Genomic DNA, 24,338 nt, shown 5'->3' with positions numbered 1-24,338 from the left:
CGCCCCACCCGCGTTCCGCTGGCCCCCCCTCTCGCCGCCGAGCCGGGTGCCACCCCGAACCACGCCCGGCACCCGGCGCGGCGGGGCCATTCGTGGGTCGCGGCCCGCGCGGACCGTGGTCCGCGCGCTCGAAGCGGCCGCGCCCGGGGGATCCCCCGTGTCCCCCGCGTACAACTAGTGTGCGCCGGGAGGCCGTTCGACGGCGACTGGTTTTCCACCGGGCGGAACCCCCCTGGTCAGCGGGTAGCAGGCCAGGCCGATCGCCAGCGAGATCGCGTGCCCGAGGTCCGTGTAGGTGCGGTCGGTGGCGAGCGGCACGAGGAAGAACGCGAGGACGGCGGCGAGGTAGAGCCACCGCCAGGGCCTGGGCAGCCGGTAGGTCAGGATCCCGGCGGAGGCGGCGAGGCCGTAGCTCACGCCGATGTCGACGACGTGGGCCATGCTGCGCGGCACGTCGTGGAGCTGGATGGCCGCCAGGACCACCTGCTGGCTGATGAGCGTGGCCGCGATGTGGGCGGTGGCGACGGTGAAGAGCCATTTCGCGGTGCCCAGCCAGCGCTCCACGGGGGCGTGGAGGACCTCGAACAGCACCGCGTACAGAAGCAGGTCGGCCGGGTTCTCGATCCAGAACGCACTGCCCAGCAGGGCCCGTACGGGATGGCGCGAGAGCTGGTGGAGGTTGCTGCTGTTCCGGTGGAGGAGATACGTCTCCAGGCCGTGCGGGGAGAGCGCGATGACGAGGCTGGTGATCGCGATGACCGCCAGCCACACATGCGTCCCGGGTGACGAACGCACCCACGACCTGATCGGTCGGGACGGTTCGCCACCCGGGGAGGTATCGCTCGGCACGTTTCAGTGCCTATCACCCGGACCTGGGAGAAACCTCAGAAATTGATCATGTGTCCGGCAATACCGTGGATCGCTTCCTTCACGGCCTCGCCCAGCGTCGGGTGCGCGTGCACGTTCCGGGCCACCTCGTGGACCGTGAGGTCCCACTGCTGCGCCAGCGTCAGCTCGGGCAGCAGCTCGGTGACGTCGGGGCCGATCAGGTGGGCGCCGATGATCTCGCCGTGCGTCCCGTCGGCGATGATCTTGACGAAGCCGGTGGCGTCGCCGAGGCCGTGCGCCTTGCCGTTCGCGACGAACGGGAACTTGGCGACCTTGACGTCGTAGCCCTTCTCGCGGGCCTGCGCCTCGGTCCAGCCGAAGCTGGCGATCTGCGGCTGGCAGTAGGTCGCGCGCGGGATCATCGGGTAGTCGAGCTCCATCGTCTCGGCGTCCCCGATGGTCTCGGCCGCGATGACGCCCATGGCCTCGGCGGTGTGCGCGAGCATCAGCTTCGCGGTCACGTCACCGATGGCGTAGATGTGCGGCACGGAGGTGCGGCAGCGGCCGTCGACGTCGATCGCACCGCGCTCGGTCAGGGCGACGCCGGTGTTCTCCAGGCCGTAGCCGGTGACGTTCGGGGCGAAGCCGATGGCCTGGAGGACCTTGTCGGCCTCCAGGACCTTCTGGGCGCCGTCCTTGCCGGTGACGGTGACGCGGACCTGCGGACCGGACTCGTCGATGGCCTCGACGCGGGTGGAGGCCAGGACGTCGATGCCCAGCTTGCGGTACTGCTTCGCCAGCTCCTTGGACACCTCCTCGTCCTCCAGCGGCGCGATCCGGTCGAGGAACTCGACGATCGTGACCTTGGTGCCGTAGTTGTTCAGCACGTACGCGAACTCGATGCCGATGGCACCGGCGCCGGCGATGACGATCGACTGCGGGGCGTCCTCGGCCAGGATCTGCTGCTCGTACGAGACGACGCGGTCGCTCAGGGCCGTGCCCGGGAGCAGGCGCGGGGTGGCGCCGGTGGCGATGATGCAGTGGTCGAAGGAGACCGTCTCCGACGTGCCGTCGGCCTTGGCCACCTGGAGGGTGTTCGCGTCGAGGAAGGTGCCCCGGCCGTTGAACTCCGTGATGCCGTTCTTCTTCATCAGGAAGTGGACGCCCTTGACGCGGCCGTCCGCGACCGAGCGGCTGCGGCGGAAGGCCTCGCCGTAGTCGAAGGAGACGGTGCCGTCGACCTTGATGCCGAAGGTCTTCGCCTCGTGGTTGAAGATGTGGGCGAGCTCGGCGTTGCGCAGCAGCGCCTTGGTGGGGATGCAGCCGACGTTCAGGCAGACACCGCCCCAGTACTTCTCCTCGACGACCGCGACCCGCTTGCCCAGCTGGGCGGCGCGGATGGCGGCGACGTAGCCGCCGGGGCCAGCTCCGAGTACGACGACGTCGAAGCGGTCTGACATGACTGACTCCCGAGGGTGGTGAGGGTGTTCGGTCCGCGTACGGCCCCACAGTAGTCCGCAACCCCCCGCCCGGTCAGTTGTAGGATGACTGGGCAACCGGGCGAATGAAGGGGTACGAGCGGCATGGCGGCACTCAAGGCGGCGGGGCGGACCTCGCTGGTGGACTCCGTGGTGGAGCAGCTGCGCACGCAGCTCACCGAAGGGGAGTGGGCGGTCGGCGACCGCATCCCGACCGAGCACGAGCTCGCCCAGCAGCTCGGCGTGGGCCGCAACACCGTCCGCGAGGCGGTCCGGGTCCTCGTCCACTCCGGCCTCCTGGAGTCCCGCCAGGGCAACGGCACCTTCGTCAGGTCGACCGCCGACCCGGCCGCCGTGCTCCGCGGGGTCCGGCACGCGGGCGCGGCCGACGTCCTCGAACTGCGGGTCGCTCTGGAGGCCGAGGCCGCCCGGCTCGCGGCCGCCCGGCACGACACGCACGACCTGCTGCGGCTGCGGGCCGCCCTGACCACGCTGCGGGAGGAGGGCGACCGGGACGCGGACGCGGACCTCGCCTTCCACCTCGCGATCGTCGGCGCGACCCACAACGCCGCCTTCGTCGAGGTGTACCGCTTCTTCTCCGCGCAGGTCCACGAGGTCCTGGTGGAGGCGCTCGGCGACCGGGAGATGCCGCCCGTCGACATCGACGCCCACGAGGCCCTGGTGGCGGCCGTCGAGGCCGGTGACCCGGAGGCGGCGGAGCGGCAGGCCCGCGAGCTGCTGCGGGTCCCGATGGAGACAGTCGCGGCGCTGACGGAGCAGGGCCGATGAGGACGGGGGAAGAGGTCCGCGTCCTCGTCGACGCCGAGGCCGGGGTACGGCCCCCGGCCGAGGGGACGGCGGCCCGGCGCGCGCTGCTCGCGCACCCGGCGGTGCTCCTGGCCGGCATCGTGCTGGCCTCGCTCAACATGCGGGTCGCGCTGGCCAGCGTGGCGCCGCTGGTCGGCGAGATATCCGCCGCCTTCGGGCTCTCGGCGACGGCGAGCTCCCTCGTCACCTCGGTGCCGGTGCTCTTCCTCGGCCTGGGCGCCCTGGTCGCGCCGTGGCTCGGCCGCAGGTTCGGGGCCGAACGCGTGCTGTTCGCGGCGCTCCTGCTGCTCGCCGTCGGCATCCTCGCGCGCGTGCTGCCGTCCGTGTACGCGCTGTACGGCGGCGGGATCCTCGTCGGCACCGCCATCGCCCTGCTCAACGTGCTGATGCCGGGTCTGATCAAGCGCGACTTCCCGGACCGTGCCGCCTCGATGACCTCGCTCTACACGGGCGCGATGATCGCCGGTGCGACGGTCGCCGCGGCGGCCGCGGTACCGCTGGAGAAGGCGCTCGGCAGCGGCTGGGAGGGCTCCCTGGGCTTCTGGTCGCTGCTCGCGGCGGTCGCGGCTCTCGCCTGGCTTCCGCAGGTCCTGATCGTCCGGGGGCGAGCGGGACACGGGGTCCGGGCCGTCCCGGCCGGCGACGCCCGCCCGGTGAGCGTCTGGCGCTCGGCGCTGGCCTGGCAGGTCACCCTCTTCATGGGCCTGCAGTCGCTGTGGTCGTACGTGCTGATCGCCTGGATGCCGACGATCTTCACCGACCACGGGATGAGCCGCTCCACGGCCGGCGTGATCTTCGCCTTCAACAACCTGATCCAGGTCGCCGGAGCCTTCGCGGTGCCGCTGCTCGCCGGCCGGATGCGCAGCCAGCGCCCGCTGATCGTGCTGGTGACGACCCTGGTCGCGGCCGGCTACGCCGGGCTGATGGTCGCTCCCGTGGAAGGCGCCTGGCTCTGGTCGGCGGTCCTCGGCGTCGGTCAGGGCGGTGCCGTCGGCCTCGCCCTGACCCTGATCGTGCTGCGCTCCGGGGACGCGGCCACGGCGGCCCGGCTGTCCGGGATGGCCCAGACAGTCGGCTATCTGCTCGCCGCCGCCGGGCCGCTGGCGGCCGGCGCCCTCCACCAGGCCACCGGCTCCTGGACCCTGCCGATCTGCGTGGTCCTCGGCGTCTGCGCGGCGGCCCTCGCCGTCGGCCTGCTCGCGGCCCGGAACCGCACGGTCTGAGCGCCTCCTACTCCTCGCCGGCCAGGGTCAGCCTGCGCAGCTTCTGGCCGGCGAACCAGGTCGCCACGACCGTGACCGAGACGAGGAGCGTCACCGCGGTCGTGAGGCCGACCTCGGAGGTGACCAGGCCGTCGCCGGTGACCTTCTCCGCGAGGGCCAGCGCCCACTGCTGGACGCTCAGGGTCTTGGCGCCCGCGATCAGGGAGCCGAACAGGGCCTCCCACACCAGGGCGTAGACCAGACCGATCACCACGGCGTGCCGGCTGACGGTGCCGAGCAGCAGGAACAGGGCGCTGTAGGCGATCGAGGCGACGAGCGCCGCCACCGTGTAGGCGACGGCCACCTGCTGGCCGTTGCCGTTGAGGATGAAGCCGGCGATCAGCGTCGGGACGGCGGAGAACACCATGGTCACCGCGATCGCCACGATCAGCTTCGTGAAGATGATCGTGGGCCGCTTCACCGGCTTGGACAGCAGATAGACGATCGAGCCGTCGTCGATCTCGGGTCCGATCGCGCCCGTCCCGGCGATCACGCCGATCAGGGGCACCATCGTGGCCAGCGCGAACCCGCCGAGGACGTCGGCCGCGACCTGGTCGTCGGCGCCGTTGAACGCGCGGACCGCCGCCGCGATGAGCAGCAGCATGCCGGGCAGCAGGAAGAGGATCAGCGCCCTGCGGCGGCCGAGGAGGGCCCGGTAGGTGAGCCGGGCGACTGTGGGGTTGTACATCGGTCAGGCTCCTTTCAGGCCGCTACGAGGTACGAGAAGACCGATTCGAGGGACTCGTCGGACGGCGAGACCGTGAGGAGGCGGATCCCGCGCTCCTTCGCGACCTGCGGGAGCAGCTCCGTGAACCGTCCGAAGTCCACCGCCTGCACGCGCAGTCCGCCCTCCGCGTGGTCGACCTCGATGCCGGCCGTGGACGGGTCGGCGATCAGGGCGGCGGCGAGGGCCCGGTCGTCGCTGGAGCGGACGAGGTAGCGGTGCGGCCGGTCCGTCATCAGCCGGCGGATCCTGCGGAAGTCGCCGGAGGCCGCGTGCCGCCCGGCCACGATCACCTCGATGTGCGAGGCGAGCTGCTCGACCTCCTCCAGGATGTGGGAGGAGAACAGGACCGTCCGCCCGTCCGCGCCCATCCGCCGCAGCAGGTCCATCAGCTGCATGCGCTGGCGCGGGTCCATGCCGTTGAACGGCTCGTCGAGCAGCAGCACGGACGGCTCGTGGACGAGGGCCGAGGCCATCTTCACGCGCTGCCGCATGCCCTTGCTGTACGTGGAGATCTTGCGGTCCTGCGCGTACTCCATCTCGACGGTGGCCAGGGCCCGCTGGGCCTCCTTGGCGCCGAGGCCCTGCAGTTCGGCGTTGGCCAGGACGAACTCGCGTCCGGAGAGGAAGTCGTACATCGCCTCCCGCTCGGGTACGACGCCGATCTCGCGGTAGACCGACTCGTTGCCCCAGATCGTCTGGCCGTCGAGGGTGACGCTGCCGGTGGAGGGGTCGAGGAAGCCGCCCATCATGTTGATGAGGGTGGACTTCCCGGCGCCGTTGGGGCCGAGGAGGCCGGTGACGCCCGGGCCCACCGTCATCGTGACGTCGTTCACTGCCACGACGTTCCCGAACCAGCGGGAGACATGGTCGATGGAGAGGATGCTCATGGGCGCGGCCCATTCCTTAGAAGGGTGGTGGCGGGCGACGGAAGGGCGGTCACAGCCCCACCTTTCGGTAGCGGCGCATCAGGACGCCGTACGAGCCGGCGATGAGCGCGAGGACGGCCAGGAGGTAGACGAGGCCGACACCGGCGCCCGGGCCCCCGCCGTCGGGGAAGCCGGTCGGCGCGCCGAGGAAGGCGGTCTGGACGCCGTCGACGAGGGTCATCGGCGAGAACAGGCCGAGCCACTGGATGGCGCCCTCGTTGTCCGTGGCGTAGGCGATGCCCATGAGGGTGGAGACGGCCCCGTACGAGATCGTCAGGACGGCGATCACGGCGGCGACGCCGAAGCCGCGCCGCGGGGTGAGGGCCGCCATGACGAGACCGATGCCGCCGAAGAGCAGGGACAGCAGGGCCACCGAGACGAGTCCCTGGCCGAACATCTTGGTCTGCTCGACGAAGTCCATCTTGGCGAGGAGCGAGCCGATCCAGAGGATCAGCAGCGGGGCGGCGGTGAGGACGAAGAGCGCCGAGGCCATCGCGCCGAACTTGGAGAGGACGTAGTCCGCGCGCTCGATCGGACGGGAGAAGTACAGCGGCACCGTCCGGAACCGGAGGTCGCGCGAGACGGACTGCGGCGCCTGCGAGGCCAGGTAGATGCTGATGACGACCTGGAGGAAGAGCGCGTACTGCGTGTACTCGATCGCCAGCTTGGACTGCTTGGTGACGACCGCGACCGCGACGATGATCAGTGCCGGGACGCACATCACCGCGAAGAGCAGCATCGGCAGCACCTTGGACTTGGCGCTGCGGCCCAGGCCGTACGCGCCGCGCAGCGACTGCGAGAACAGCGACCTGCGCGCGTACGCCCGGCCGAGGCGCGGACCGTCGTAGGACCGGTAGCCGATGTTGTGGATCTGGGTCGTGTCGGGGGCCTGGGAGCTCATCGAGCCGGCACCTCCTCCTGGTCCGTCGCCTTGAAGACCTCGGCGATGTGGTGGCGGCGCTGTTCCATGCGGACCAGACCGAGGCCGAGGCCGGCGACGGTGTCCCGCACGAGGTCGTACGTCTCCTCGCCGGCCGCCTCCAGGAGCAGGATGTGGCCGGCGCCCGGGAGGCCGTCCTCCACGCCCGCGTGGATCGTCACGCCGGCGGCGGCGAGGGCGCCACGGAGGGCGCCCGTGCCGTCGGGGTGGAGGTCGGAGTCGGTGACCTCCACCGCGAGGGTCGTGGTGGTGCGGGTGAAGTCGCTGGTGGAGCTGGAGCGCAGCAGCCGGCCGCCGTCGATGACGACGACGTGGTCGCAGGTGCGCTCCAGCTCGCCGAGGAGGTGCGAGGTGACGAGGACGGAGATGCCGAAGTCGGTCCAGACCCGGCGGATCAGTCCGAGCATCTCGTCGCGGCCGACCGGGTCGAGGCCGTTGGTCGGCTCGTCGAGGAGGACCAGCTTCGGGTCGTGGACCAGCGCCTGCGCCAGCTTCACCCGCTGCTTCATGCCCGTCGAGTAGCCGCCGATGGGGCGGTAGCGCTCCTCGTACAGGCCGACGTGGCGCAGGGTGTCGGCGGTCCGCTCGCGGGCGGCGGTCGCCGGAAGCCCGGACATCCGCGCCATGTGGACGACGAACTCGGTCGCCGAGACGTCCGGCGGGAGGCAGTCGTGCTCGGGCATGTACCCGACGCGCTCACGGATCTCGGGGCCGTGGGTCCGCACGTCGAGGTCCAGGACCCGGGCGCTGCCCTCCGTGGCGGGGGAGAGCCCGAGGAGGATCTTGATCATCGTGGACTTGCCGGCTCCGTTGGCACCCACCAGTCCGGTCACACCGGGCCCGATGTCCAGGGAGAGCCGGTCGAGAGCGGTCACCCGGGGGAACCGCTTGCTGAGGCTTTCGGTCGCGATCACAGTCACGCTTCGACGGTAGTGGCGTGCGCCACAGCAGTCGTCAGCCCAACGGCTCGATCTCTCTCCGACTACAGGAGTACAAGCCCGTAGGGGCGTCGCGACGAAAGTCTTTTTCCCCGGGCCTTCGGTCGGTCGTTCCGGCGGACTTTTCCACAGGGCCGCGGTCCGACCCCTTGACGCAGCCGCCGGGCATTGTCACATTCATCGGTGTCAAGTTACGGACGCGTAGCGCAGTCGGGCGCTCACACGGGACGGCGGGTGGCATGGCCTCAGCAGTGACAGGGGAACTCTCCGCGGAGCTGCGGGGGTTCAGGGAAGTCCAGCGGCTCTCCTACGCGTGCGCGGAAGCCGTCGCGGCCCAGCTCAAGCCGGGTGTGACGGAGCGCGAGGCCGCCCGGATGCAGCGGGAGTGGCTGTACGAGCGGGGCGTGCGGGACTGGTTCCACCGGCCGTTCGCCTGGTTCGGGGACCGCACGGCCTTCGTGGACTTCAGGATCCCGCTGCAGTTCTTCCCCACGAACCGCCGCCTGGAGGCGGGGATGCCGTTCATCCTCGACATGGCACCGGTCCACAAGGGGTACACGGCGGACATCGGCTACAGCGGCTGCCTCGGCCTCAACCCGCTGCACGACAAGCTGCTCGCCGACCTGGAGGCCCACCGCGAGCTGATCCTGCGCGAGGTGCGCGAGCGCCGGACGCTGCGCGAGATATACGAGGACGTGGACCGGCTCATGGTCCGCCAGGGGTACGCCAACCGGCACCGGGCCTACCCCTTCGGCGTCATAGCCCACAAGATCGACCGGGTGAAGGAGCGCCGCTGGGCTCCGACGCTCTTCGGCTTCGGCACCCAGTCGCTCAAGGGCCTCGCGAGCGACGCCGTGCACGGCCACCGGGACGGCTGGTCGCCGCTCTGGTCGCCGTACAGGTTCTCCGACCATCCGCCCAGGCCCGGGCTCTGGGCGGTCGAGCCCCACCTCGGATTCCGGGGGACGGGCGCGAAGTTCGAGGAGATCCTGGTCGTCACCGACTCCCGGGACCCCGAGCAGAGTGCTTTCTGGCTGGACGACGATCTGCCGCACGTGCGGCGCTGGAACGAGGGAGCGGTCTGATGGCGGCAATCGCCGGGCTTGAAGGGGCGCGGGAGCGCTGGGTCAGGACGGGCGGGATCGAGCTGTGCGTCGCCGAGCTCGGCGACGCGGACCGGCCGACCGTCCTTCTGGTGCACGGGTACCCGGACTCCAAGGAGGTGTGGTCGGAGGTCGCGGCCCGCCTGGCCGAGGACTTCCACGTGGTGCTGTACGACGTCAGGGGCCACGGACGGTCGACGGCGCCGGCCCCGCTGCGCGGCGGCTTCACCCTGGAGAAGCTGACGGACGACTTCCTGGCGGTCGCCGACGCCGTCAGCCCGGACCGGCCCGTCCACCTCGTCGGGCACGACTGGGGGTCGGTGCAGTCCTGGGAGTTCGCCACCGTGCCCCGCACCGAGGGCCGGATCGCCTCCTTCACCTCGATGTCGGGGCCCTCCCTCGACCACTTCGGGCACTGGATCAAGCAGCGGATGACCCGGCCCACCCCGCGCCGGGTCGGCCAGCTCCTCGGCCAGGGCGCCAAGTCCTGGTACGTGTACATGCTGCACACGCCCGTGCTGCCCGAGCTCGCCTGGCGGGGGCCGCTCGGCAGGCGCTGGCCGAAGCTCCTGGAGCGGATGGAGAAGGTACCGGCCGGGGACTACCCGACGCCCTCCCTGCCGAGCGACGCGGCCCACGGCGCCTGGCTCTACCGGGACAACGTCCGGGCCCGCCTGGGCCGGCCCCGCCCCGACGCGTACGCGCACGCGCCCGTGCAGCTGATCACGCCGACCGGTGACGCCTTCCTCTCCGAGCGGCTCTACGACGACCTGGGCTCCTGGGTGCCGGACCTGACCCGGCGCACCCTGCCCGCCAAGCACTGGGTGCCGCGCACCCGGCCGGACCAGCTGTCCGCGTGGATCGCGGAGTTCGTCCGGGCCAACGAGGACGCGGCCACCAGGGCGCCGAAGCCGGTCGCGGCGACGGCCGCGAAGGGCGGCGTGAAGCCGGAGTACGCGGAGCGGTTCGGCGGCCAGCTCGTTCTGGTCACCGGGGCGGCGAGCGGCATCGGCCGGGCCACCGCCTTCGCGTTCGCGGAGGCGGGCGCCCGGGTGGTGGCCGTGGACCGGGACGCCCAGGGGGCGGCCCGCACGGCCGAGATGGCCCGCCTGATCGGCGCCCCGGAGGCCTGGGGCGAGGAGGCCGACGTCTCCGACGAGCAGGAGATGGAGAAGCTGGCCGCCAAGGTGGCGAGCGAGTACGGGATCGTGGACGTCCTGGTCAACAACGCGGGCATCGGGCTCACCGGGTCGTTCTTCGACACCTCGGCCGAGGAGTGGAAGCGGGTCCTGGACGTCAACCTGTGGGGAGTCATCCACGGTTGCCGCTTCTTCGGGGCGCAGATGACCGCGCGCGGCCAGGGCGGCCACATCGTCAACACCGCTTCGGCGGCGGCCTTCCAGCCCTCCCGGGCGCTGCCCGCGTACAGCACGTCGAAGGCCGCGGTGCTGATGCTCAGCGAGTGCCTGCGCGCCGAACTGGCCGACCGGGGCATCGGTGTGTCGGCGATATGCCCCGGCATCGTCAACACCAACATCACGGCGACCGCGCGGTTCGCCGGGGTCACGGACGCGGCGGAGGAGAAGCGGAGGCAGCGGAAGGCCTCCCGGCTGTACGGGCTGCGGAACTACCCGCCGGAGAAGGTCGCGGACGCGATCCTCGGGGCGGTGCTGCACGACCGTGCCGTCGTGCCGGTCACTCCCGAGGCGCGGGGCGCCCACGTCCTGTCCCGGCTGAGCCCGGGCGCCCTGCGGGCCCTGGCCCGCTGGCAGCCGCCGGCGTAGGCGGGGCGCGGCCCGGGGCGGCCCCTGACGGGCTCGGTTCCCGCGGCGGGGCCCGGAAGGCGGCCGACTCCCGGCGCCGGGGCACGGGCGGCGGCCGTACGATCCCTCCCAGGAGGGGCCCCGCGGCTGCGGGGTGGCGGATGCGGTCGGTGGGAGCGGGTTTGTCCGAGCAGTCAGCACAGCCGGAGTACCGGATCGAGGATCTCGCCCATCACAGCGGGGCCACGGTCCGGACGATCCGCGCCTACCAGGACCGCGGTCTGCTGCCCCGTCCCGAGCGGCGGGGCAGGTCGAACGTGTACGGGGACGCGCACCTCGCGCGGCTCCGGCAGATCGCCGATCTCCTGGACCGGGGCTACACCCTGGCGTCGATCAAGGAGCTCCTGGAGGCGTGGGACACGGGCCGGGGACTCGGCGGAGTGCTGGGCCTGGTCGCGGAGGTCCACGGGCCGTGGACGGACGAGGAGGCGGACCGGATCTCCCGTGCGGAGCTGGACGCCCGTTTCGGCGGCACGCCGGACGAGGAGGCGATCCGGGAGGCCGTCGAGCTCGGCGTCCTGGAGCGGCTGCCGGACCGGGAGGGCGAGGAGTACCTCGTGCCGAGCCCGCAAGAGCTCGCGGTGGCGGCCGAGTTGTACGCGGCGGGGGTCCCGCTCGCGGCGATCACCGGCCACCTGAGGGAACTTCGCGATCAGGTCGAGCACATCGCCTCCCGCTTCCTGGAGTTCACGACGGAACACGTCTTCGCGCGGTATCTGGAGCACCGGCCGCCGACGGACGCGGACGCGAACGAGGCGGCGACGATGGTGCGGCGGCTCAGACCGCTCGCCCAGCAGACGGTGGACGCCGAACTGGCCCGCGCCATGCGCCTGCTGGCGACCCGTCACCTCCAGATCCACCTGTCCCCGGACCCGCCGCAGATGAAGGACGGTCAGCCGCGCGCGGTGACACTTCCGGCCGGGACGATACGGGCCGTCCAGAGCCTGGTTGGCGCGGAGGACGTCGAGGCGTTCATCGCGGCAGCCGCGGAACGCGAGGTCCACAAAAGGACATTGGACACCCTTGCCTCAAATCACCACACAGTACACACATTTGATCAATAAGACTGAAAACGCAAGCCTGTTGTCCACAGAATTGCCAACTACCCTGTGGATAACTCAGGTTGGTTGTGGATCAAACCTGTCCACGTGAATTCGATGGTGAGGAGTTTCACGCTCCGGCATCCTGACGGAATGAACCGAAGACAATCACCCGACGACCGGCGCACGGTGAAGGTCTCCAAATACCTCTCCAAGCATCTGCGCCACCAGCCCGAGCGCATCGGACTCGTCCTCGACGCACACGGCTGGACCGAGATCGAGGCCCTGCTCAGGGCCACCGCGGAGCACGGTTTCCCGATCACCCGCGAAGAACTCGACCACGTCGTCGCGACCAACGACAAGAAGCGCTTCGCGATCGAGGGCACCCACATCCGCGCGAGCCAGGGCCACACCGTCGAGATCGACCTCGGCCTGCCGGCCGCGGCACCGCCCGCGTACCTCTACCACGGTACGGTCGCCGACCGGCTCTCCGCGATCCGGGCCGAGGGACTGCGGCCCATGGCCCGCCACCACGTGCACCTCTCCCCCGACCGGGAGACGGCGACAAGGGTCGGCGCGCGCCGGGGACGGCCCGTCGTGCTGAGCGTCGACGCCGGAGCCATGCACCGGGCCGGGCACGTCTTCCACGTCAGCGCCAACGGGGTCTGGCTGACCGACGCCGTCCCGCCGGAGTTCCTCCGCTTCCCCTCCTGAGGCAGGATCGACCGCATGGCTCACCTGCACCTGCCCAGCACCGAAGCGGCCGTCACCGCGATCCGTGAGATCGCCCGGGAGTTCCACCTGGAGATGACGGTGACCGACGACATCGGCGCGGACCGGACCTCCCGGCGCACCTCCGCCGGCGCGTTCGCCGTGCTCGACCCGGACGGATCCCTGCCGCACGAGGCCTACGTCGAACTGGGCGGGTCCCCCTCGGTCACGATCCAGGTCTTCCCCGAGGACGACGCCCTGATCACCGTGGACGGCATCGCGTTCGCGGATGTGCCGCGCGACGCCGTCCCCGCCTTCCTCCGCTCCGTCCACGGCGGCCTCGCCCATGTGAAGGGACGGTTCTTCCCGCCGGGCTGGTGGCTGATCGTCCCGCTGCCCGGCGACGAGACGTACAAGGAGCTGGTCACGGGCTCCACCCTCACCCCCTGGATGAGCGCCCGCGTCCGCTGACCGCCGTGCGCCCGGAGGCACGGCCCGTCCCCCGGGCGGCCGTTCAGGAGGAGAGGCGCTTCAGCGCCGCGGCGGCGATGCCTTCGACCTGGCTCGGGGCGGCGGTGGGCCGGCCGGAGAGCTCGGCGATGGCCACCCTGTTGCCGCTGCGCAGGACCGCGACCCCGCCGCTGACGGTGCCGTCGCCGTTGTGGGCCGGGTACCAGTGGGCGGTGCCGCCGGTGGTGGTCAGGGTGTGGGCCGTGCCGTAGTACCAGTGGCCGGCGGGCTCGTCCTGGCAGTCCTGGACGAGCGCGACGAGCTGCTTCTCCCACAGGGCGGCCGAGATACCGGTGGGGGCGCTCGCGGCCGACTCCGTCAGCATGCCGTCGGTGTCCAGGGTCCAGGTCACGGACGCGTACCCGGTGGCCGCGCCCTTGGTCAGGTCACGCATCGTCTCCTCGCCGGAGCACGCGGACAGCGCCTGGCGTCCGGTCAGCTCAACGGTCGCGCCGACCGGCTTCAGGCCCTTCTGGAGGAGGTCCTCGCTCTGGACGAGGCGGGCGGAGCCGAGTCCGGGCGCGACGGCCGCGACCGCGGCCGGGCGGGCGGCGGCGGCGCGGTTTGCGGCCGCGTCGGCGCTGGCCGACTGGGTGCCGACGACGCTGGCCGTGATCAGCGCGGCGGCGAAGCAGGCCGCGGCGGCGACCCGGTTGCGGCGAACGGACTTCTGCTGGACGGCCTGGTTCTCGGTCATGTGGTCCCCCTGCTGGTCGGGACGCCTGCTGCGTCCTCGTACAACCGGGGAGATGCCGCGGGGGGAGGGAAAGTTGGAGCCCCGAACCGCTGTTTCACAGCTGTGACAGAGCGGTCCTGACGACGCGGTTCATCGCGTCCGTCCCCAGGCAGGCGTTGACCTCCAGCAGCCCGTAGTGGGTGCCGCTGCGCAGCACGGCGATGCCGCCGCAGGGCTCCTCGCCCTCGGGTGCCGTGCCGGTGGTGTTGAGGGATCCCTGGTAGGCGCCCATCCAGCTCGCGGTGACGTCCGGGGCGAGCTGCAGCGTCCGGGTCCTCCCGTAGACCCAGTGCCCTGGCGTCTCCTCCTGGCAGGGCACCTGCTCCAGCAGCAGGCGCTGGGCGAAGTTCTGCGCCAGGGAAGGGCTCCGGGCCTCGGCGGCGACCTGGCGGGCGACCTGGTCGGCGATGTCCAGGGCCAGCGTGGGGTCGCTCGGGTCGGTGCGGGTGCTGGTCATCAGTCCGCGGAAGTGGGCGCCCGGCCCGCCCAGGGTCTCCATGAGGGTCTTCTCCCCGGTGCAGGCCGAGTTGGCGTAATGCCCGTCGCCGTACCGGTCGGTGACGTGGATCCGCCCGGTACCGGCGTCCGGGGCGAACGCCGCCGGCTGCAGGAGGTTCGCCGCCGTCACGGGCCCGGTCGCGCCGCGCGGCGAGGCGGAGCCGGAGGCCGAGGGCGTCGGGACGGACCCGCCGGGCTTCGCGGGAGCGGTCCCGCCCCGGGACGCCCCGCCGACCGCGGGACCCGACCGCGCTGCCGGGTGCGCCTCGGCGCCGGAGGGCGGCGGCAGGACGTACCGGCCGGTCACAAGACCGAGCGCGGCGGCTGCGGCCAGGGCCGCGACGGCGGACCGGAACCGGACGACGGCGCGGCCGCCGCCGGTCACGGTTCCGCCGTTCACAGACCGGTGACCAGGCGCTCGCGCATGAAGCGGCGGGCCTGGTGGATCCGGTCCTTGACCGTGCCCAGCGGGGCGGCCAGCTCCTCGGCCACCTGGGCGTAGGTCAGGTCGCCCAGGTCGCGCAGCACGAAGGACTCCACCAGGGCGGGGTGCTGCTGCTCCAGCGCGGCCAGCGCCTCCATCAGGTCGAGCCGGGTCCCGGCGATGACACTGGTGGTGCGCGGGTCGACGGACTCGGGGAGGTCGGCGTGGCTCTCCTCGGCGCGGCGGCGCATCGAGCGGTAGGTCGACCGGGCGGCGTTCGAGGCGATCACCGTCACCCAGCCGAGGAAGGAGCCGTGGCCGCCGTACTCGCCCAGGTGCTTGCTGATGGACAGGAGCGCGTCCTGCGCGGCCTCCTCGGCGTCCGCGTGGTGGGGGAGGAAGCGCGAGCAGCGGCGCAGCACCACCGGCCGCAGTTTCGCCAGCAGGTACTCCATCGACCCCGGGTCCCCCGCCTGAGCAGCCGTCACGAGCCGTTCCAGCTCGGCTTCCTCGAACATCCGGACCCCCCGTTTCGTACCGCCTGGCATCCCACCCGTCGAGTGGGCGTTCCATGCCCCCGCCGACTCCGGCAGAATGCTGCCACATGCGCAAGCTCGGCCGTTACCTCCTCCTGGACCGGCTCGGAGCCGGCTCCTTCGCGACGGTCTGGAAGGCCTACGATCCGGAGCTCGACACCGAGGTCGCGGTGAAGGTGCTGGCCGAGAACTGGGCCGCCAACGCCGATGTGCGCGAGCGGTTCCTGACGGAGGCGAGGCTGCTCCGCCGCATCGCCAGCCCGCGGGTGGTCCGAGTGCACGACGTCGGGGTGCAGGAGGACCAGCCCTACTTCGTCATGGACTACGTGCGCGGCGGCACCCTGGCGGACCGGGTCGGGCACTGCGACCCGCAGGAGGCGCTGCGGCTGGCCGCGGAGGCGGGCTACGCGGTCCAGGTCCTGCACGAGGCGGGTGTGGTCCACCGCGACGTCAAGCCGTCCAACCTGCTGCTCTCCACCGGCCCCGCGCCCGCCGCGGTGCTGGTGGCTGATCTGGGCAGCGCGAAGCAACTGGCCGACGCGTCCGGACTGACGGTGACCACGGGCACGCCGGCGTACATGGCACCGGAACAGGCCTTTCAGACCGGCGGGTTCGACGGGAGGGCCGACGTGTACGCGCTGGCCGTCGTGGCCTACGAGCTGCTGACCGGAAGGAAGCCGTTCGGCGCGGGCGGTCGCGCCACCGCTCTGATGACCGACCAGCCGACCGCCTCGACGCTGCCGGCGCTCCCGGCCGGGACGGAGCTCCCACCCCACGTCGACCTCCTGCTGCGGGCCGCGATGTCCGTCGAGCCGGCGGACCGGCCGCCGACCGCCCAGGCCTTCGCCGACGCTCTGCTGACTCCGGTCCCGCAGGCCCGGCCCCGGGAGGGCGCCGGGTGGCTGACTCCGCGCGCGGTCGGTCTGGCGTCGGGCGCGGTGTTCACGGCGACGACCCTGCTGAGCTGGCTGCAGCGCTGAATCCGACGGGGAACCGGCCGGCGACGGCTGCCGTAGGGTCGGTGGTATGCGTCTGAGCACCGTGATCCTCCCCATCCACCGATGGAGCGAGGGACAGAAGATCTGGCGGCGGGCCGAAGACCTCGGGTTCCACGCCGCGTACACCTACGACCACCTCTCCTGGCGGAGCTTCCGCGACGGCCCGTGGTTCGGCGCGCTGCCCACGCTCACCGCGGCGGCGACGGCCACCGAGCGGCTCCGGCTCGGCACCCTCGTGACCTCAGTCAAGCATTGTTCACCTATCACGGTCTGACCTGGGAAGACGTGCGTCAGGGGCGTCTTGGTCCCGCCCGGAGCAGATCAGATCGCGATGAGTCGGACGCGGTTACCGCACAGCTTGGCCATGTCGTCGACGTCCGACGTAAGCATGGCCACCGGGCCTGGCTGGCGGAGCGCGAGCTCGGCGACGGTGGCATCGATCGCGTACTTGTGGCCGTGCAGGCCGGCCTCTTTCAGCAGAACGGTGGCGGCTCTGGCCGCCTGCTCGGTCACCGCTTCCACCTTGACCTGGGAAAGGATCCAGTTCAGTCGGGGGGTGTTCACCCGGGCGTGCATGACCTCCACGATGGTGTTGGCGCAGACGACGAGATCGGCAGCCATCGAATGGAAGGACCGGATCATCGCGAGCACGGCCCGGTCCTGCGAGATCCAGGCGGACAACCCTTGGGAGTCCAGTACGACGGTCTCAATGCGATGGTTCACGCGGCGCTCGCCGACTCCTCGTACTCGGCCTTGCCCAAGATTCTGGTCTGGGCCGCAGCCAGCTCCTCGTCAGTGAACGCGCCGTGTTCCTCCTCATAGCGGCGCAGTTCCTCACCGAGCAGCTGGTGTCTGATCTGGCGGGCAACCGCCTCCGCAACATAGCCGGAGACGTTGTCCGTGAGCCTCTTCAGCTCCGCCACCTGCTCGGTGGGCAGTGTGACCGTGATGCGGGTCGTATCAGCCATGGAGTCAGCATACTGCGGTATGCGCGCTGCTCGCCGGGCTTCTCCGCGTACGAGCTCAGCGCCGTCCCGCGCCCAGCAGCTCACTCAGACGGTTGCCGATGACGGACACCCCGGGGCGCGGGTCGCTCTCGTGGTACCAGGGCTTGCGCCGGCGCAGCAGCGCATCGCCGTGCTCGCTCCAAGTGAATCCCGGCTTCCGCAGGAGCTTCCGGAACACCGCGTCTACGGTCTCCGGCTGAGCGGCGGCCAGACGACGGATCGGCAGTGGAGTGATCGACTCCTCGCGCAGGTACGTGCGCAGCAGGTCCTGGTGCCGCTTGCGGCCCGCGAGGGTCGGATCGGCGAAGAGGTCCCGCAGCATCCCGTAGTCGGCGTAGAAGTTGAGCCCTTCGACCTGGTCGTAGATGACGCCGATGGTGTCCGAGTCCGCCAGTTCTGACGGCAGCTCGAAGAGGGGCAGGTCCAGGCCGGGGAGCCGCCTCCGTCGGGCACGGCTGGGCTGTGCGGCGACGACGGCCTGTTGGTGGTGGCGGTAGTAGGCGTTGAGGAGGTCCTCGGCTTCGGCAGGCGGAAGGACCAGTTCGTCGCCACCGCAGAACTCGACGAACGCGGCACGATCCTCCCTCATCCGCTGCCACCCCTGCTCGATCTTCTCAGGGTTGCGGAAGACCAGCTCGGGGTCGTGCGTGGCCAGTTGCAGAGCTGCTTGGGCGATCTCGGTGGCGCTGGATCTGGGATAGCTCGTCATTGCCCCGGACACCAACCACGCACCGTCGGCCGAGTGGACGGGTACCAGGCAGGTGTGGAGGAATCCTCCCTTGGACACTCCGCGGAACGCCGCCCGTCCTACGTTCGAGTACGTGCGGTACTCCAGGTCGTCGACAAGGTTGAGCAGGACGACGGCATCCCCGTCCTTGCGCCGGATCTCGAAGACGCCCTCGACCGGGTCACGCCAGCCGAGGAGCATCTCCCGGTCGGCCGTGGTCAAATCCTTCCGGCCTGCGACAAACCGGTCCACAACGGTCGACCCGTCCGGCAGGCGGTATCGAAGGATGAAGTGATCGGTGATCCGGATCGCCTCACCCTCGTCCAACAGCCCTTCAGGCCCAGCGGCCTCCAGCAGGAGGTGCGTCAACCAGCGGTCGAAGCGGGCGCTCTGCGCGAAGGTGACCAGCCGCCCCTTCAATTCGGCGCTGCGCTCGATGAGATCAACCAATGAAAGTTCATGGGCACCCTGATGCGCGCCCTGTGCGGCCTCAGCCACGTTCAGCCCTTTCGTACGAGCCAGTTCCGCGTGAAGTGGGAGGGGTCCGGCCTCAACCGGCCCAGTGGCGGTACGCCTCGATCCACTCCGCCCCCTCGGGCGCCGGGCTGGGCAACGGCAGATCCAGGATCCCGATCGACTGCCGGACGCGACCGCGAGAGCACAAGGCGACGATCCTGCCGTCGGGCGTGCGGTCGATGCCGCACACCGTCACCTCGACGCCGAGAACCGTGGCGGTGAAGGGCAGAGCGAGGCATTCCTCAAGCATGGTGAACAGACTGGTCCGCTGCTCGTCCTCGCCGTAGGCGTCCACCGTCGCCTCGTCGATCATGGCCTCAAGCTCGGCCCTGTCCAGCGTGCTCATGACGCCACGGTAGCGGCCCTCATCGCGACGTCAGCGTGGCTTCCCGAATCTGCTCCGCCGGCATATCCGTGACGGCGGGAGGCCCGCGTATCGTCGAGGTCATGCGTCTGAGCACGGTGATCCTCCCCATCCACCGATGGGCCGAAGGGCAGAAGATCTGGCGGCGGGCCGAAGGCCTCGGCTTCCACGCCGCGTACACGTACGACCACCTGTCGTGGCGGTCGTTCCGGGACGGGCCGTGGTTCGGTGCCATCCCCACGCTCACAGCCGCAGCGGAGGTCACACAGAGTATGCGATTGGGTACCCTCGTGACCTCGCCGAACTTCCGGCACCCGGTCACGCTCGCCAAGGAGCTGATCACGCTGGACGACGTCTCCGGCGGGCGGATCACCCTCGGCATCGGCGCGGGCGGCAACGGCTTCGACGCCACCGCGCTCGGGCAGGAGGCGTGGACGCCGAAGGAGCGCGCCGACCGGTTCGGCGAGTTCGTGGCGCTGCTCGACCGCCTCCTCACCGAGGACGCGGTCACCGAGCGGGGCACGTTCTACTCCGCCGACGAGGCGCGGAACGTCCCCGGCTGCGTCCAGCGCCCGCGGCTGCCCTTCGCGGTGGCGGCGACCGGGCCGCGCGGGCTGAGGCTGGCCGCGCGGTACGGGCAGGCATGGGTGACGACCGGTGACCCGAAGCTGTACGAGGAGGGCACGCCGGAGCAGTCGGTGGCGGCCCTGCGCGGCCAGGTCGAGAAGCTCGGCAAGGCCTGCGCCGAGTCCGGCCGGGACGTCGCCGGGCTCGACAAGATCCTGCTGACCGGCTTCACGCCGGACCGGGCCCGGCCGCTGGAGTCCGTGGACGCGTTCGTCGACTTCGCCGGGCGCCACCGTGAGCTCGGCTTCACCGAGCTCGTGATCCACTGGCCGATCGCGGACTCGGACTTCGCCGCGGACCAGACCGTCTTCGAGAAGATCGCCACGGAGGCGGCGGCCCAGCTGGGCTGAGCCCCTCCCCCGACCCGGTCCCGTGCCCCGCGGGGCCGGGTCCGGTCAGGCCGTGCGATGCCAGTCGGCGTCGGCTCCGCACCGGTCGCAGACCGCGGGGGTCCCGCGGGCCGCGGTGGACGGCGTCCGCTGCTGCGGTACGGCGCTCACGGCGCGCTCCGTGTCCGGTACGGGGCCCCCGGGGCAGGCCCGCGGCAGGGGTACGACGGCGGCCAGGCCCGCGAGGACGTCGCCCACCAGCACCGGCTCCCGTACCGGGTGGGCCGCGCCGGCCCGCTCGCACTCCGCGCACAGGGACATGCGGAGGCTCGGTACCCACGTCCCGTACGGCGCACCGCAGGAGTCGCACTCCTCACTTCGCCGGCCCGCGACCATGCCCCGCCCTCCCTGGAGACGCCGTCAGCTCCCCAGGGGTCTTCCCCGCCACGCCGAAAACGAACGGGTGTTTACGGCCATGTCCTGACACGCCGGTCACACCCGCCACGCGGCTCCCGCGGCCCACGCCCGCGCGGTGACCGCACCCGCTGGAGCGACACCCGCACTCGGGGCCCGGGGCCCGGCGCCCACACCCGTCGCCCACACCCGCGCCCGGCGCCCGGCCCCCGACCCGCCCGGCGGCCGCGCCCGCGCTCGCCCCGGTCGCCTTGCCCGTGCGCGCGCCGCCGCTCAGCCGTGCTTGGGCATCCGGCGGTAGCCCGGGTGGACGCCCGGGGTGAGGCCCTGCTGTTCGGCGACCCGCCCGAGCAGCGCCGTCAGCAGGGCCCGGTCCTCCTCGTCGAGCGCCGCGAACAGGTCGTCCTCGTGCAGCGCGGCGACCTCCCGGACGCGGCCGAGCGCGCGCCGCCCGTCCTCGGAGACGTACAGCTCGTGATGGCGACGGTCGTCGGCGCTGCGCCGCCGTTCCACGAAGCCCTTCTTCTCCAGGTTGTCGATGAGCGCGACGACCCGGCTCGGGACGACGCCGAGGTCCGCGGCGAGGGCACGCTGACTCCGTCCCGGCTGCGTGGCGATCATCCGCAGCAGGCCGACGTCCGGCGGGGCGAGGCCGATCTCGCCGACGCGCTCGCCGAAGCGCCCCGCCGCGTGCGCCCCGAGCTGCGCGAGCAGGAACGCTCCGCCGCGCGGGGACGGCGGGGCCGCCGCCGCTCCGGGATCTTCCACTGGTTGCCGGTCGCTGCTCACGGGGTTATCGTACGCCACAAGAACAATTCTCACGTGTGAACTATTCTCCCCAGAGAACGGACAGGACCCGTGTCTGCAGAGAGCTGGACCGACCCCCGGCCGACCGAGACCCCGCGAGCCCCCCGGGAGGCCCAGGGAGGACCGCCACCCGGCGTGCTCGCCGTGGTGTTCACCGGGCTGTTCCTGGCCGGCCTCGTACTCAGTACCGTGCTGGCCGACGGCAGCCCCTTCCCCTCGCCGTTCGGCGAGACCGGCGAGATCGTGGCGTACTTCCGTGCCCACCCCGGCGCCGTCCAGGTCTCCGGCGCCCTCCAGTTCGCGGCCTCGATCCCGCTGGCCGTCTACGCCGCCACCGTCTCGGCCCGGCTGCACCGGCTCGGCGTCCGCGCCCCCGGCGCGACGATCGCCCTGGCCGGAGGCCTCCTCGCCGCCGGATTCCTGGCCTGCTGCGGCCTGGTGAGCTGGACCCTGTCCCGTACGGAGGTCCTCGACCTGCCGCCGCTCGTCCGGGCCCTCCAGTACCTGGCCTTCGCCACCGGCGGCCCGGGCCACGTGGTGACGCTCGGCCTGCTGGTGGCCGGGATCGCCGTACCCGGGCTCCTCGCCGGACTGCTGCCCCGCGCGCTCGCCGTCACCGGGCTCGTCCTCGCGACGGTCGCCGAACTCGCCACCCTCACCCTGCTCTTCGACGGCGCCGCCCTGCTGCTGCCGCTGGCCCGCTTCACCTGCCTCGGCTGGCTGATCGCCGCCGGCTTCCTCCTGCCCCGTCGCCGCACCCGCAAGGAGCACTGACATGCCCGAGACGACCGCCGCGAAGCCGGCCTCCGCCGAGAGCCCGACCGACAAGCTCGTGCGCTTCCAGCAGCCCGAGAAGACCCTCCGCTACCTGGGCGAGCTGCCCGACGACCGCCTCGCCGAGCTCTTCGGCCTCGCCCCCGAGACGTACCGGAAGCTCCTGCGCGACCTCGACGACCAAACCCGGGAGACCGCGGCCGAACTGCTCCGGGACCCCGTCTTCGCCGAGCGGGCCGACCGGCTGCCCTTCCGTCCGGGACAGCGGATCGTCGCCCTCGGCGAGAGCACCACCGCCGACCGCCTCTCCTGGTTCTCGATCCTGCGCCACCTCCTCCCGGACGGCGTCGAACTCGTCAACCTCGCCGTCTCCGGCTCCACCACCACACAGGCCCTCGCCCAGCTGCCCCAGCTCGCCTTCCTGCGCCCCGACTGGATCCTGTGCATGCTCGGCGCGAACGACGTGCAGCGGCTGGGCCGGAGCACGGAGGCGGCGGGGACCCGGCTGGTCAGCGAGGCGGAGACGGCACGCAACCTCCTCGCCCTGCGGGACCTCGCCGGACGCGGGCTCCCCGGCCGGGACCGCTGGATCTGGCTCACCCCGAGCTCCGTGGACCAGGAGCGCGCCGACGCCTACCCGCACTTCCGCCGCGCCGGGATCGGCTGGACCGGCGAGGACGTCGACACCGTCGCCGGATTCCTCCTCGACCGGCCGGAGGTCACGGTCGACACCCGTCCGGCCACCGTCGGTCTGCACCTCGACGACGGGATCCACCTCACCCTCGACGGCCAGCGGGCCGTCACCGTCGCCCTGGTCGACACGCTGGCACGACGGGCGGACGCGGAGGCGACGGCGTCATGAGGCTGATGCTCTTCGGCGTCACCGGCGGTACGGGCGCGCAGCTCCTGGCCCAGGCCCTCGCGGCCGGCCACCGGGTCACCGCAGTCGCCCGCGACCCCGCCCGCGTCCCGGTCACCGACCCGGGGGCGCGGCTGACCGTCCTGCCCGGCGACGCCCTCGCCCCCGAGGCCTGGCGGCACGCCGTCGCCGGTCACGACGCCGTGCTCTCCTGCCTCGGCAGCACCGACCGCAGGCACCCCACGACCGTCTACTCCCGGGGCACCCGGAACATCGTCGAGGCGATGCGCGACTCCGGCGTCTCCCGGCTGCTCTGCCTCTCCTCCGCCGGCCTGGACACCGCCCCGGACGTGCCGCTGCCGCAGCGGCTCGTCACCCGGTACGTGATCCGGCGGCTCTACCGGCACGGCTACGCCGACATGGCCCGGATGGAGGGCTTCGTACGGTCGCCCGCGGCGGACGGCACCGTGTGGACGGTGGTGCGGCCCCCGATGCTGACCGACGGCCCTCTGACCCGCACCTACCGGACCGCCGAGAACGGCAGGCTGGAGCGGCCGAAGTCCCTCTCCCGCGCCGATCTCGCGCACTGCCTGCTCACCCGTGTCGACGACCCGCGCACGCACCGGGCCGTGGTGGAGGTCGCGCACTGAGCGCTCGCGCGGCCGAGCCCCCGCCGGGAAACCCGCACTCATATGTGCGGCTCCTCGCACGCCCGTGCGTCCGGTGCGGAAGAATGGTGCGGTGACCTCTCCCCGTTCCCCGCGCCCTTCCGCCCCGACGGCCCGGCTGATCGCCACCGATCTCGACGGCACCCTGCTGCGCGACGACAAGTCCGTCTCCGAGCGCACGGTCGCCGCACTCGCCGCGGCCGAGCAGGCCGGGATCGAGGTCTTCTTCGTGACCGGCCGCCCGGCCCGTTGGATGGACGTCGTGAGCGACCACGTCCACGGGCACGGCCTGGCCATCTGCGCCAACGGCGCCGCCGTCGTCGACCTCCACGCGGGAGGCACCTTCCTGGAGGTCCGACCGCTGGAGCGGCCGGTCGCGCTCGACGTCGTCCGCGCCCTGCGCGCCGCCGCGCCGGGGACGTCCTTCGCCGTGGAGCTCACCACGGGCATCCACTACGAGCCGCTGTACCCGCCGTTCTTCCTCGACCCCGGCGCCACCGTCGCCACCGCCGAGAAGCTCCTGTTCGAGGAGACACCCGGCTCGGCCGCCCCGGTGCTCAAGCTGCTCGCCCAGCACCCCGAGCTGGACCCCGACGCCTTCCTCGCGATCGCGCGGGAGGCGGCGGGCGACCGGGCCGCCTTCACCCGGTCCAGCCCGACCGCCCTCATCGAGATCAGCGCCCTGGGCGTCTCCAAGGCCTCCACGCTGGCCCTGTGCTGTGCCGAGCGCGGCATCACGGCCGAGGAGGTCGTCGCCTTCGGCGACATGCCGAACGACATCGAGATGCTCACCTGGGCCGGCCGCTCGTACGCGATGGGCAACGCCCACCCCGACGTCATCGCCGCCGCCTCGGGCCGCACCGTCGGCAACAACGAGGACGGGGTGGCCGTCGTCATCGAGCGGCTCGTCGCCGAGGCCCTCGCCGCCCGCGCGTAGCCG

The 24,338-nt window shown here is 72.0% G+C and carries 28 protein-coding genes and 1 pseudogene; 14 read left to right on the top strand and 15 right to left on the bottom strand.

The features are described 5' to 3' along the window. Window positions 1-174: 174 nt before the first annotated feature. Window positions 175-849 (bottom strand): rhomboid-like protein, encoded by a 675-nt coding sequence (locus ACFV2S_RS12595; protein ID WP_385556984.1) that lies wholly within the window; start codon window positions 847-849, stop codon window positions 175-177. Between the two features lie 35 nt (window positions 850-884). Beyond that, window positions 885-2,288 (bottom strand): dihydrolipoyl dehydrogenase, encoded by a 1,404-nt coding sequence (lpdA, locus tag ACFV2S_RS12590; RefSeq protein ID WP_385556981.1) that lies wholly within the window; start codon window positions 2,286-2,288, stop codon window positions 885-887. 123 nt (window positions 2,289-2,411) lie between these two features. On the opposite strand from lpdA, the gene ACFV2S_RS12585 reads away from it, so the two are divergent. Further along, window positions 2,412-3,095: a FadR/GntR family transcriptional regulator gene (locus ACFV2S_RS12585; protein WP_385556978.1), complete on the top strand. Its 684-nt coding sequence runs from the start codon at window positions 2,412-2,414 to the stop codon at window positions 3,093-3,095. After that, entirely contained in the window at window positions 3,092-4,357 is a 1,266-nt protein-coding gene (locus ACFV2S_RS12580) for a CynX/NimT family MFS transporter (protein WP_385556975.1), read from the top strand. The genes ACFV2S_RS12585 and ACFV2S_RS12580 overlap by 4 nt, the downstream gene beginning before the upstream one ends. A 7-nt stretch (window positions 4,358-4,364) precedes the next feature. Here ACFV2S_RS12580 and ACFV2S_RS12575 read toward each other — a convergent pair whose 3' ends face one another. The 4 genes from ACFV2S_RS12575 to ACFV2S_RS12560 are packed head-to-tail and all read right to left on the bottom strand — an operon-like array spanning window position 4,365 to window position 7,903. Continuing rightward, window positions 4,365-5,084, bottom strand: a complete 720-nt coding sequence (locus tag ACFV2S_RS12575) for an ABC transporter permease (RefSeq protein ID WP_383785728.1) — start codon at window positions 5,082-5,084, stop codon at window positions 4,365-4,367. 14 nt (window positions 5,085-5,098) lie between these two features. Next, on the bottom strand, window positions 5,099-6,010 hold the full coding sequence (locus ACFV2S_RS12570) for an ABC transporter ATP-binding protein (protein WP_385556972.1): 912 nt from the start codon (window positions 6,008-6,010) through the stop codon (window positions 5,099-5,101). Window positions 6,011-6,059: 49 nt separating this feature from the next. Beyond that, window positions 6,060-6,950 carry an ABC transporter permease gene (locus tag ACFV2S_RS12565; protein ID WP_385556969.1) on the bottom strand — a complete coding sequence of 297 codons (891 nt, stop codon included), beginning with the start codon at window positions 6,948-6,950 and terminating at the stop codon, window positions 6,060-6,062. After that, window positions 6,947-7,903, bottom strand: a complete 957-nt coding sequence (locus ACFV2S_RS12560) for an ABC transporter ATP-binding protein (protein WP_383785743.1) — start codon at window positions 7,901-7,903, stop codon at window positions 6,947-6,949. The genes ACFV2S_RS12565 and ACFV2S_RS12560 overlap by 4 nt, the downstream gene beginning before the upstream one ends. 263 nt (window positions 7,904-8,166) lie before the next feature. Between ACFV2S_RS12560 and ACFV2S_RS12555 the strand changes: the two genes are divergently transcribed. From ACFV2S_RS12555 to ACFV2S_RS12535, 5 genes are all read left to right on the top strand, one after another. After that, a complete protein-coding gene (locus ACFV2S_RS12555) occupies window positions 8,167-9,012 on the top strand; it encodes a M24 family metallopeptidase (RefSeq protein WP_385556966.1) in 846 nt (281 codons plus the stop codon). Next, on the top strand, window positions 9,012-10,814 hold the full coding sequence (locus ACFV2S_RS12550) for an SDR family oxidoreductase (RefSeq protein ID WP_385556963.1): 1,803 nt from the start codon (window positions 9,012-9,014) through the stop codon (window positions 10,812-10,814). The genes ACFV2S_RS12555 and ACFV2S_RS12550 overlap by 1 nt, the downstream gene beginning before the upstream one ends. Before the next feature lie 140 nt (window positions 10,815-10,954). Continuing rightward, the gene (locus tag ACFV2S_RS12545; RefSeq protein ID WP_385556961.1) at window positions 10,955-11,917 is read left to right on the top strand and encodes a MerR family transcriptional regulator; all 963 of its coding nucleotides are present in this window, start codon (window positions 10,955-10,957) and stop codon (window positions 11,915-11,917) included. Window positions 11,918-12,046: 129 nt separating this feature from the next. Continuing rightward, complete coding sequence (locus ACFV2S_RS12540; protein ID WP_385556958.1) at window positions 12,047-12,607, top strand: RNA 2'-phosphotransferase; 561 nt, start codon at window positions 12,047-12,049, stop codon at window positions 12,605-12,607. Window positions 12,608-12,622: 15 nt separating this feature from the next. After that, window positions 12,623-13,075: a hypothetical protein gene (locus ACFV2S_RS12535; protein WP_385556955.1), complete on the top strand. Its 453-nt coding sequence runs from the start codon at window positions 12,623-12,625 to the stop codon at window positions 13,073-13,075. A gap of 43 nt (window positions 13,076-13,118) precedes the next feature. Here ACFV2S_RS12535 and ACFV2S_RS12530 read toward each other — a convergent pair whose 3' ends face one another. From ACFV2S_RS12530 to ACFV2S_RS12520, 3 genes are all read right to left on the bottom strand, one after another. After that, entirely contained in the window at window positions 13,119-13,811 is a 693-nt protein-coding gene (locus tag ACFV2S_RS12530) for a hypothetical protein (protein WP_385556952.1), read from the bottom strand. Window positions 13,812-13,905: 94 nt separating this feature from the next. Further along, window positions 13,906-14,748, bottom strand: a complete 843-nt coding sequence (locus ACFV2S_RS12525) for a hypothetical protein (protein WP_385556949.1) — start codon at window positions 14,746-14,748, stop codon at window positions 13,906-13,908. Next, window positions 14,745-15,290, bottom strand: coding sequence for an RNA polymerase sigma factor (locus ACFV2S_RS12520; protein WP_385556946.1), 546 nt, complete (start codon window positions 15,288-15,290; stop codon window positions 14,745-14,747). Before ACFV2S_RS12520 ends, ACFV2S_RS12525 begins: the two co-directional genes overlap by 4 nt. A gap of 86 nt (window positions 15,291-15,376) precedes the next feature. Here ACFV2S_RS12520 and ACFV2S_RS12515 point away from each other — a divergent pair, with 86 nt between their 5' ends. Next, window positions 15,377-16,288 (top strand): serine/threonine-protein kinase, encoded by a 912-nt coding sequence (locus ACFV2S_RS12515; RefSeq protein WP_385556943.1) that lies wholly within the window; start codon window positions 15,377-15,379, stop codon window positions 16,286-16,288. 46 nt (window positions 16,289-16,334) lie between these two features. Then, window positions 16,335-16,577 (top strand): annotated as a pseudogene (locus ACFV2S_RS12510) (LLM class flavin-dependent oxidoreductase); the annotation flags it as partial. Between the two features lie 50 nt (window positions 16,578-16,627). On the opposite strand, the gene ACFV2S_RS12505 reads toward ACFV2S_RS12510, so the two are convergent. Genes ACFV2S_RS12505 through ACFV2S_RS12490 form a run of 4 tightly spaced genes read right to left on the bottom strand, consistent with a single transcriptional unit; the run spans window position 16,628 to window position 18,902 of the window. Next, on the bottom strand, window positions 16,628-17,029 hold the full coding sequence (locus ACFV2S_RS12505) for a DNA-binding protein (protein ID WP_385556940.1): 402 nt from the start codon (window positions 17,027-17,029) through the stop codon (window positions 16,628-16,630). Further along, window positions 17,026-17,274 (bottom strand): hypothetical protein, encoded by a 249-nt coding sequence (locus ACFV2S_RS12500; protein WP_385556937.1) that lies wholly within the window; start codon window positions 17,272-17,274, stop codon window positions 17,026-17,028. Before ACFV2S_RS12500 ends, ACFV2S_RS12505 begins: the two co-directional genes overlap by 4 nt. A 55-nt stretch (window positions 17,275-17,329) precedes the next feature. Continuing rightward, a complete protein-coding gene (locus ACFV2S_RS12495; RefSeq protein ID WP_385556934.1) occupies window positions 17,330-18,538 on the bottom strand; it encodes a hypothetical protein in 1,209 nt (402 codons plus the stop codon). Between the two features lie 52 nt (window positions 18,539-18,590). After that, entirely contained in the window at window positions 18,591-18,902 is a 312-nt protein-coding gene (locus ACFV2S_RS12490; RefSeq protein WP_385556932.1) for a hypothetical protein, read from the bottom strand. Between the two features lie 101 nt (window positions 18,903-19,003). On the opposite strand from ACFV2S_RS12490, the gene ACFV2S_RS12485 reads away from it, so the two are divergent. After that, complete coding sequence (locus tag ACFV2S_RS12485) at window positions 19,004-19,897, top strand: LLM class flavin-dependent oxidoreductase (protein WP_385556930.1); 894 nt, start codon at window positions 19,004-19,006, stop codon at window positions 19,895-19,897. 45 nt (window positions 19,898-19,942) lie between these two features. Here the strand turns inward: ACFV2S_RS12485 and ACFV2S_RS12480 are convergent, their stop codons facing one another. Together ACFV2S_RS12480 and ACFV2S_RS12475 are read right to left on the bottom strand one after the other, a co-directional pair. After that, window positions 19,943-20,197, bottom strand: coding sequence for a hypothetical protein (locus tag ACFV2S_RS12480; protein WP_385556928.1), 255 nt, complete (start codon window positions 20,195-20,197; stop codon window positions 19,943-19,945). Window positions 20,198-20,563: 366 nt separating this feature from the next. Then, window positions 20,564-21,079 carry a MarR family winged helix-turn-helix transcriptional regulator gene (locus tag ACFV2S_RS12475; RefSeq protein WP_385556925.1) on the bottom strand — a complete coding sequence of 172 codons (516 nt, stop codon included), beginning with the start codon at window positions 21,077-21,079 and terminating at the stop codon, window positions 20,564-20,566. A gap of 69 nt (window positions 21,080-21,148) precedes the next feature. Here ACFV2S_RS12475 and ACFV2S_RS12470 point away from each other — a divergent pair, with 69 nt between their 5' ends. The 4 genes from ACFV2S_RS12470 to ACFV2S_RS12455 all read left to right on the top strand — a co-directional run bounded on the left by ACFV2S_RS12470 (window position 21,149) and on the right by ACFV2S_RS12455 (window position 24,335). Further along, on the top strand, window positions 21,149-21,871 hold the full coding sequence (locus ACFV2S_RS12470) for a hypothetical protein (RefSeq protein WP_385556922.1): 723 nt from the start codon (window positions 21,149-21,151) through the stop codon (window positions 21,869-21,871). Window position 21,872: 1 nt separating this feature from the next. Next, entirely contained in the window at window positions 21,873-22,733 is an 861-nt protein-coding gene (locus tag ACFV2S_RS12465) for an SGNH/GDSL hydrolase family protein (RefSeq protein ID WP_385556919.1), read from the top strand. Further along, window positions 22,730-23,380, top strand: a complete 651-nt coding sequence (locus tag ACFV2S_RS12460; protein WP_385556916.1) for an NAD(P)-dependent oxidoreductase — start codon at window positions 22,730-22,732, stop codon at window positions 23,378-23,380. Before ACFV2S_RS12465 ends, ACFV2S_RS12460 begins: the two co-directional genes overlap by 4 nt. 91 nt (window positions 23,381-23,471) lie before the next feature. Further along, window positions 23,472-24,335: a Cof-type HAD-IIB family hydrolase gene (locus ACFV2S_RS12455; RefSeq protein WP_385556913.1), complete on the top strand. Its 864-nt coding sequence runs from the start codon at window positions 23,472-23,474 to the stop codon at window positions 24,333-24,335. Window positions 24,336-24,338 lie beyond the last annotated feature (3 nt).

The organism is Streptomyces sp. NPDC059695, assembly GCF_042733785.1.
In the GTDB taxonomy this organism is placed as follows: Bacteria; Actinomycetota; Actinomycetes; order Streptomycetales; family Streptomycetaceae; genus Streptomyces.
The sequence above is the reverse complement of the archived record's forward strand: the minus strand, read 5'-3'. Positions and strand labels throughout refer to the sequence as shown.

Bases quoted from the DNA above. Each gene is read 5' to 3' on its own strand.
- ACFV2S_RS12575 (WP_383785728.1), bottom strand. From the start codon at position 5,084: ATGTACAACCCCACAGTCGCCCGGCTCACCTACCGGGCCCTCCTCGGC.
- ACFV2S_RS12520 (WP_385556946.1), bottom strand. From the start codon at position 15,290: ATGTTCGAGGAAGCCGAGCTGGAACGGCTCGTGACGGCTGCTCAGGCG.
- ACFV2S_RS12550 (WP_385556963.1), top strand. From the start codon at position 9,012: ATGGCGGCAATCGCCGGGCTTGAAGGGGCGCGGGAGCGCTGGGTCAGG.
- lpdA (WP_385556981.1), bottom strand. From the start codon at position 2,288: ATGTCAGACCGCTTCGACGTCGTCGTACTCGGAGCTGGCCCCGGCGGC.
- ACFV2S_RS12565 (WP_385556969.1), bottom strand. From the start codon at position 6,950: ATGAGCTCCCAGGCCCCCGACACGACCCAGATCCACAACATCGGCTAC.
- ACFV2S_RS12555 (WP_385556966.1), top strand. From the start codon at position 8,167: ATGGCCTCAGCAGTGACAGGGGAACTCTCCGCGGAGCTGCGGGGGTTC.
- ACFV2S_RS12535 (WP_385556955.1), top strand. From the start codon at position 12,623: ATGGCTCACCTGCACCTGCCCAGCACCGAAGCGGCCGTCACCGCGATC.
- ACFV2S_RS12585 (WP_385556978.1), top strand. From the start codon at position 2,412: ATGGCGGCACTCAAGGCGGCGGGGCGGACCTCGCTGGTGGACTCCGTG.
- ACFV2S_RS12515 (WP_385556943.1), top strand. From the start codon at position 15,377: ATGCGCAAGCTCGGCCGTTACCTCCTCCTGGACCGGCTCGGAGCCGGC.
- ACFV2S_RS12500 (WP_385556937.1), bottom strand. From the start codon at position 17,274: ATGGCTGATACGACCCGCATCACGGTCACACTGCCCACCGAGCAGGTG.
- ACFV2S_RS12465 (WP_385556919.1), top strand. From the start codon at position 21,873: ATGCCCGAGACGACCGCCGCGAAGCCGGCCTCCGCCGAGAGCCCGACC.
- ACFV2S_RS12580 (WP_385556975.1), top strand. From the start codon at position 3,092: ATGAGGACGGGGGAAGAGGTCCGCGTCCTCGTCGACGCCGAGGCCGGG.
- ACFV2S_RS12490 (WP_385556932.1), bottom strand. From the start codon at position 18,902: ATGAGCACGCTGGACAGGGCCGAGCTTGAGGCCATGATCGACGAGGCG.
- ACFV2S_RS12545 (WP_385556961.1), top strand. From the start codon at position 10,955: ATGCGGTCGGTGGGAGCGGGTTTGTCCGAGCAGTCAGCACAGCCGGAG.
- ACFV2S_RS12530 (WP_385556952.1), bottom strand. From the start codon at position 13,811: ATGACCGAGAACCAGGCCGTCCAGCAGAAGTCCGTTCGCCGCAACCGG.
- ACFV2S_RS12540 (WP_385556958.1), top strand. From the start codon at position 12,047: ATGAACCGAAGACAATCACCCGACGACCGGCGCACGGTGAAGGTCTCC.
- ACFV2S_RS12460 (WP_385556916.1), top strand. From the start codon at position 22,730: ATGAGGCTGATGCTCTTCGGCGTCACCGGCGGTACGGGCGCGCAGCTC.
- ACFV2S_RS12480 (WP_385556928.1), bottom strand. From the start codon at position 20,197: ATGTCCCTGTGCGCGGAGTGCGAGCGGGCCGGCGCGGCCCACCCGGTA.
- ACFV2S_RS12485 (WP_385556930.1), top strand. From the start codon at position 19,004: ATGCGTCTGAGCACGGTGATCCTCCCCATCCACCGATGGGCCGAAGGG.
- ACFV2S_RS12570 (WP_385556972.1), bottom strand. From the start codon at position 6,010: ATGAGCATCCTCTCCATCGACCATGTCTCCCGCTGGTTCGGGAACGTC.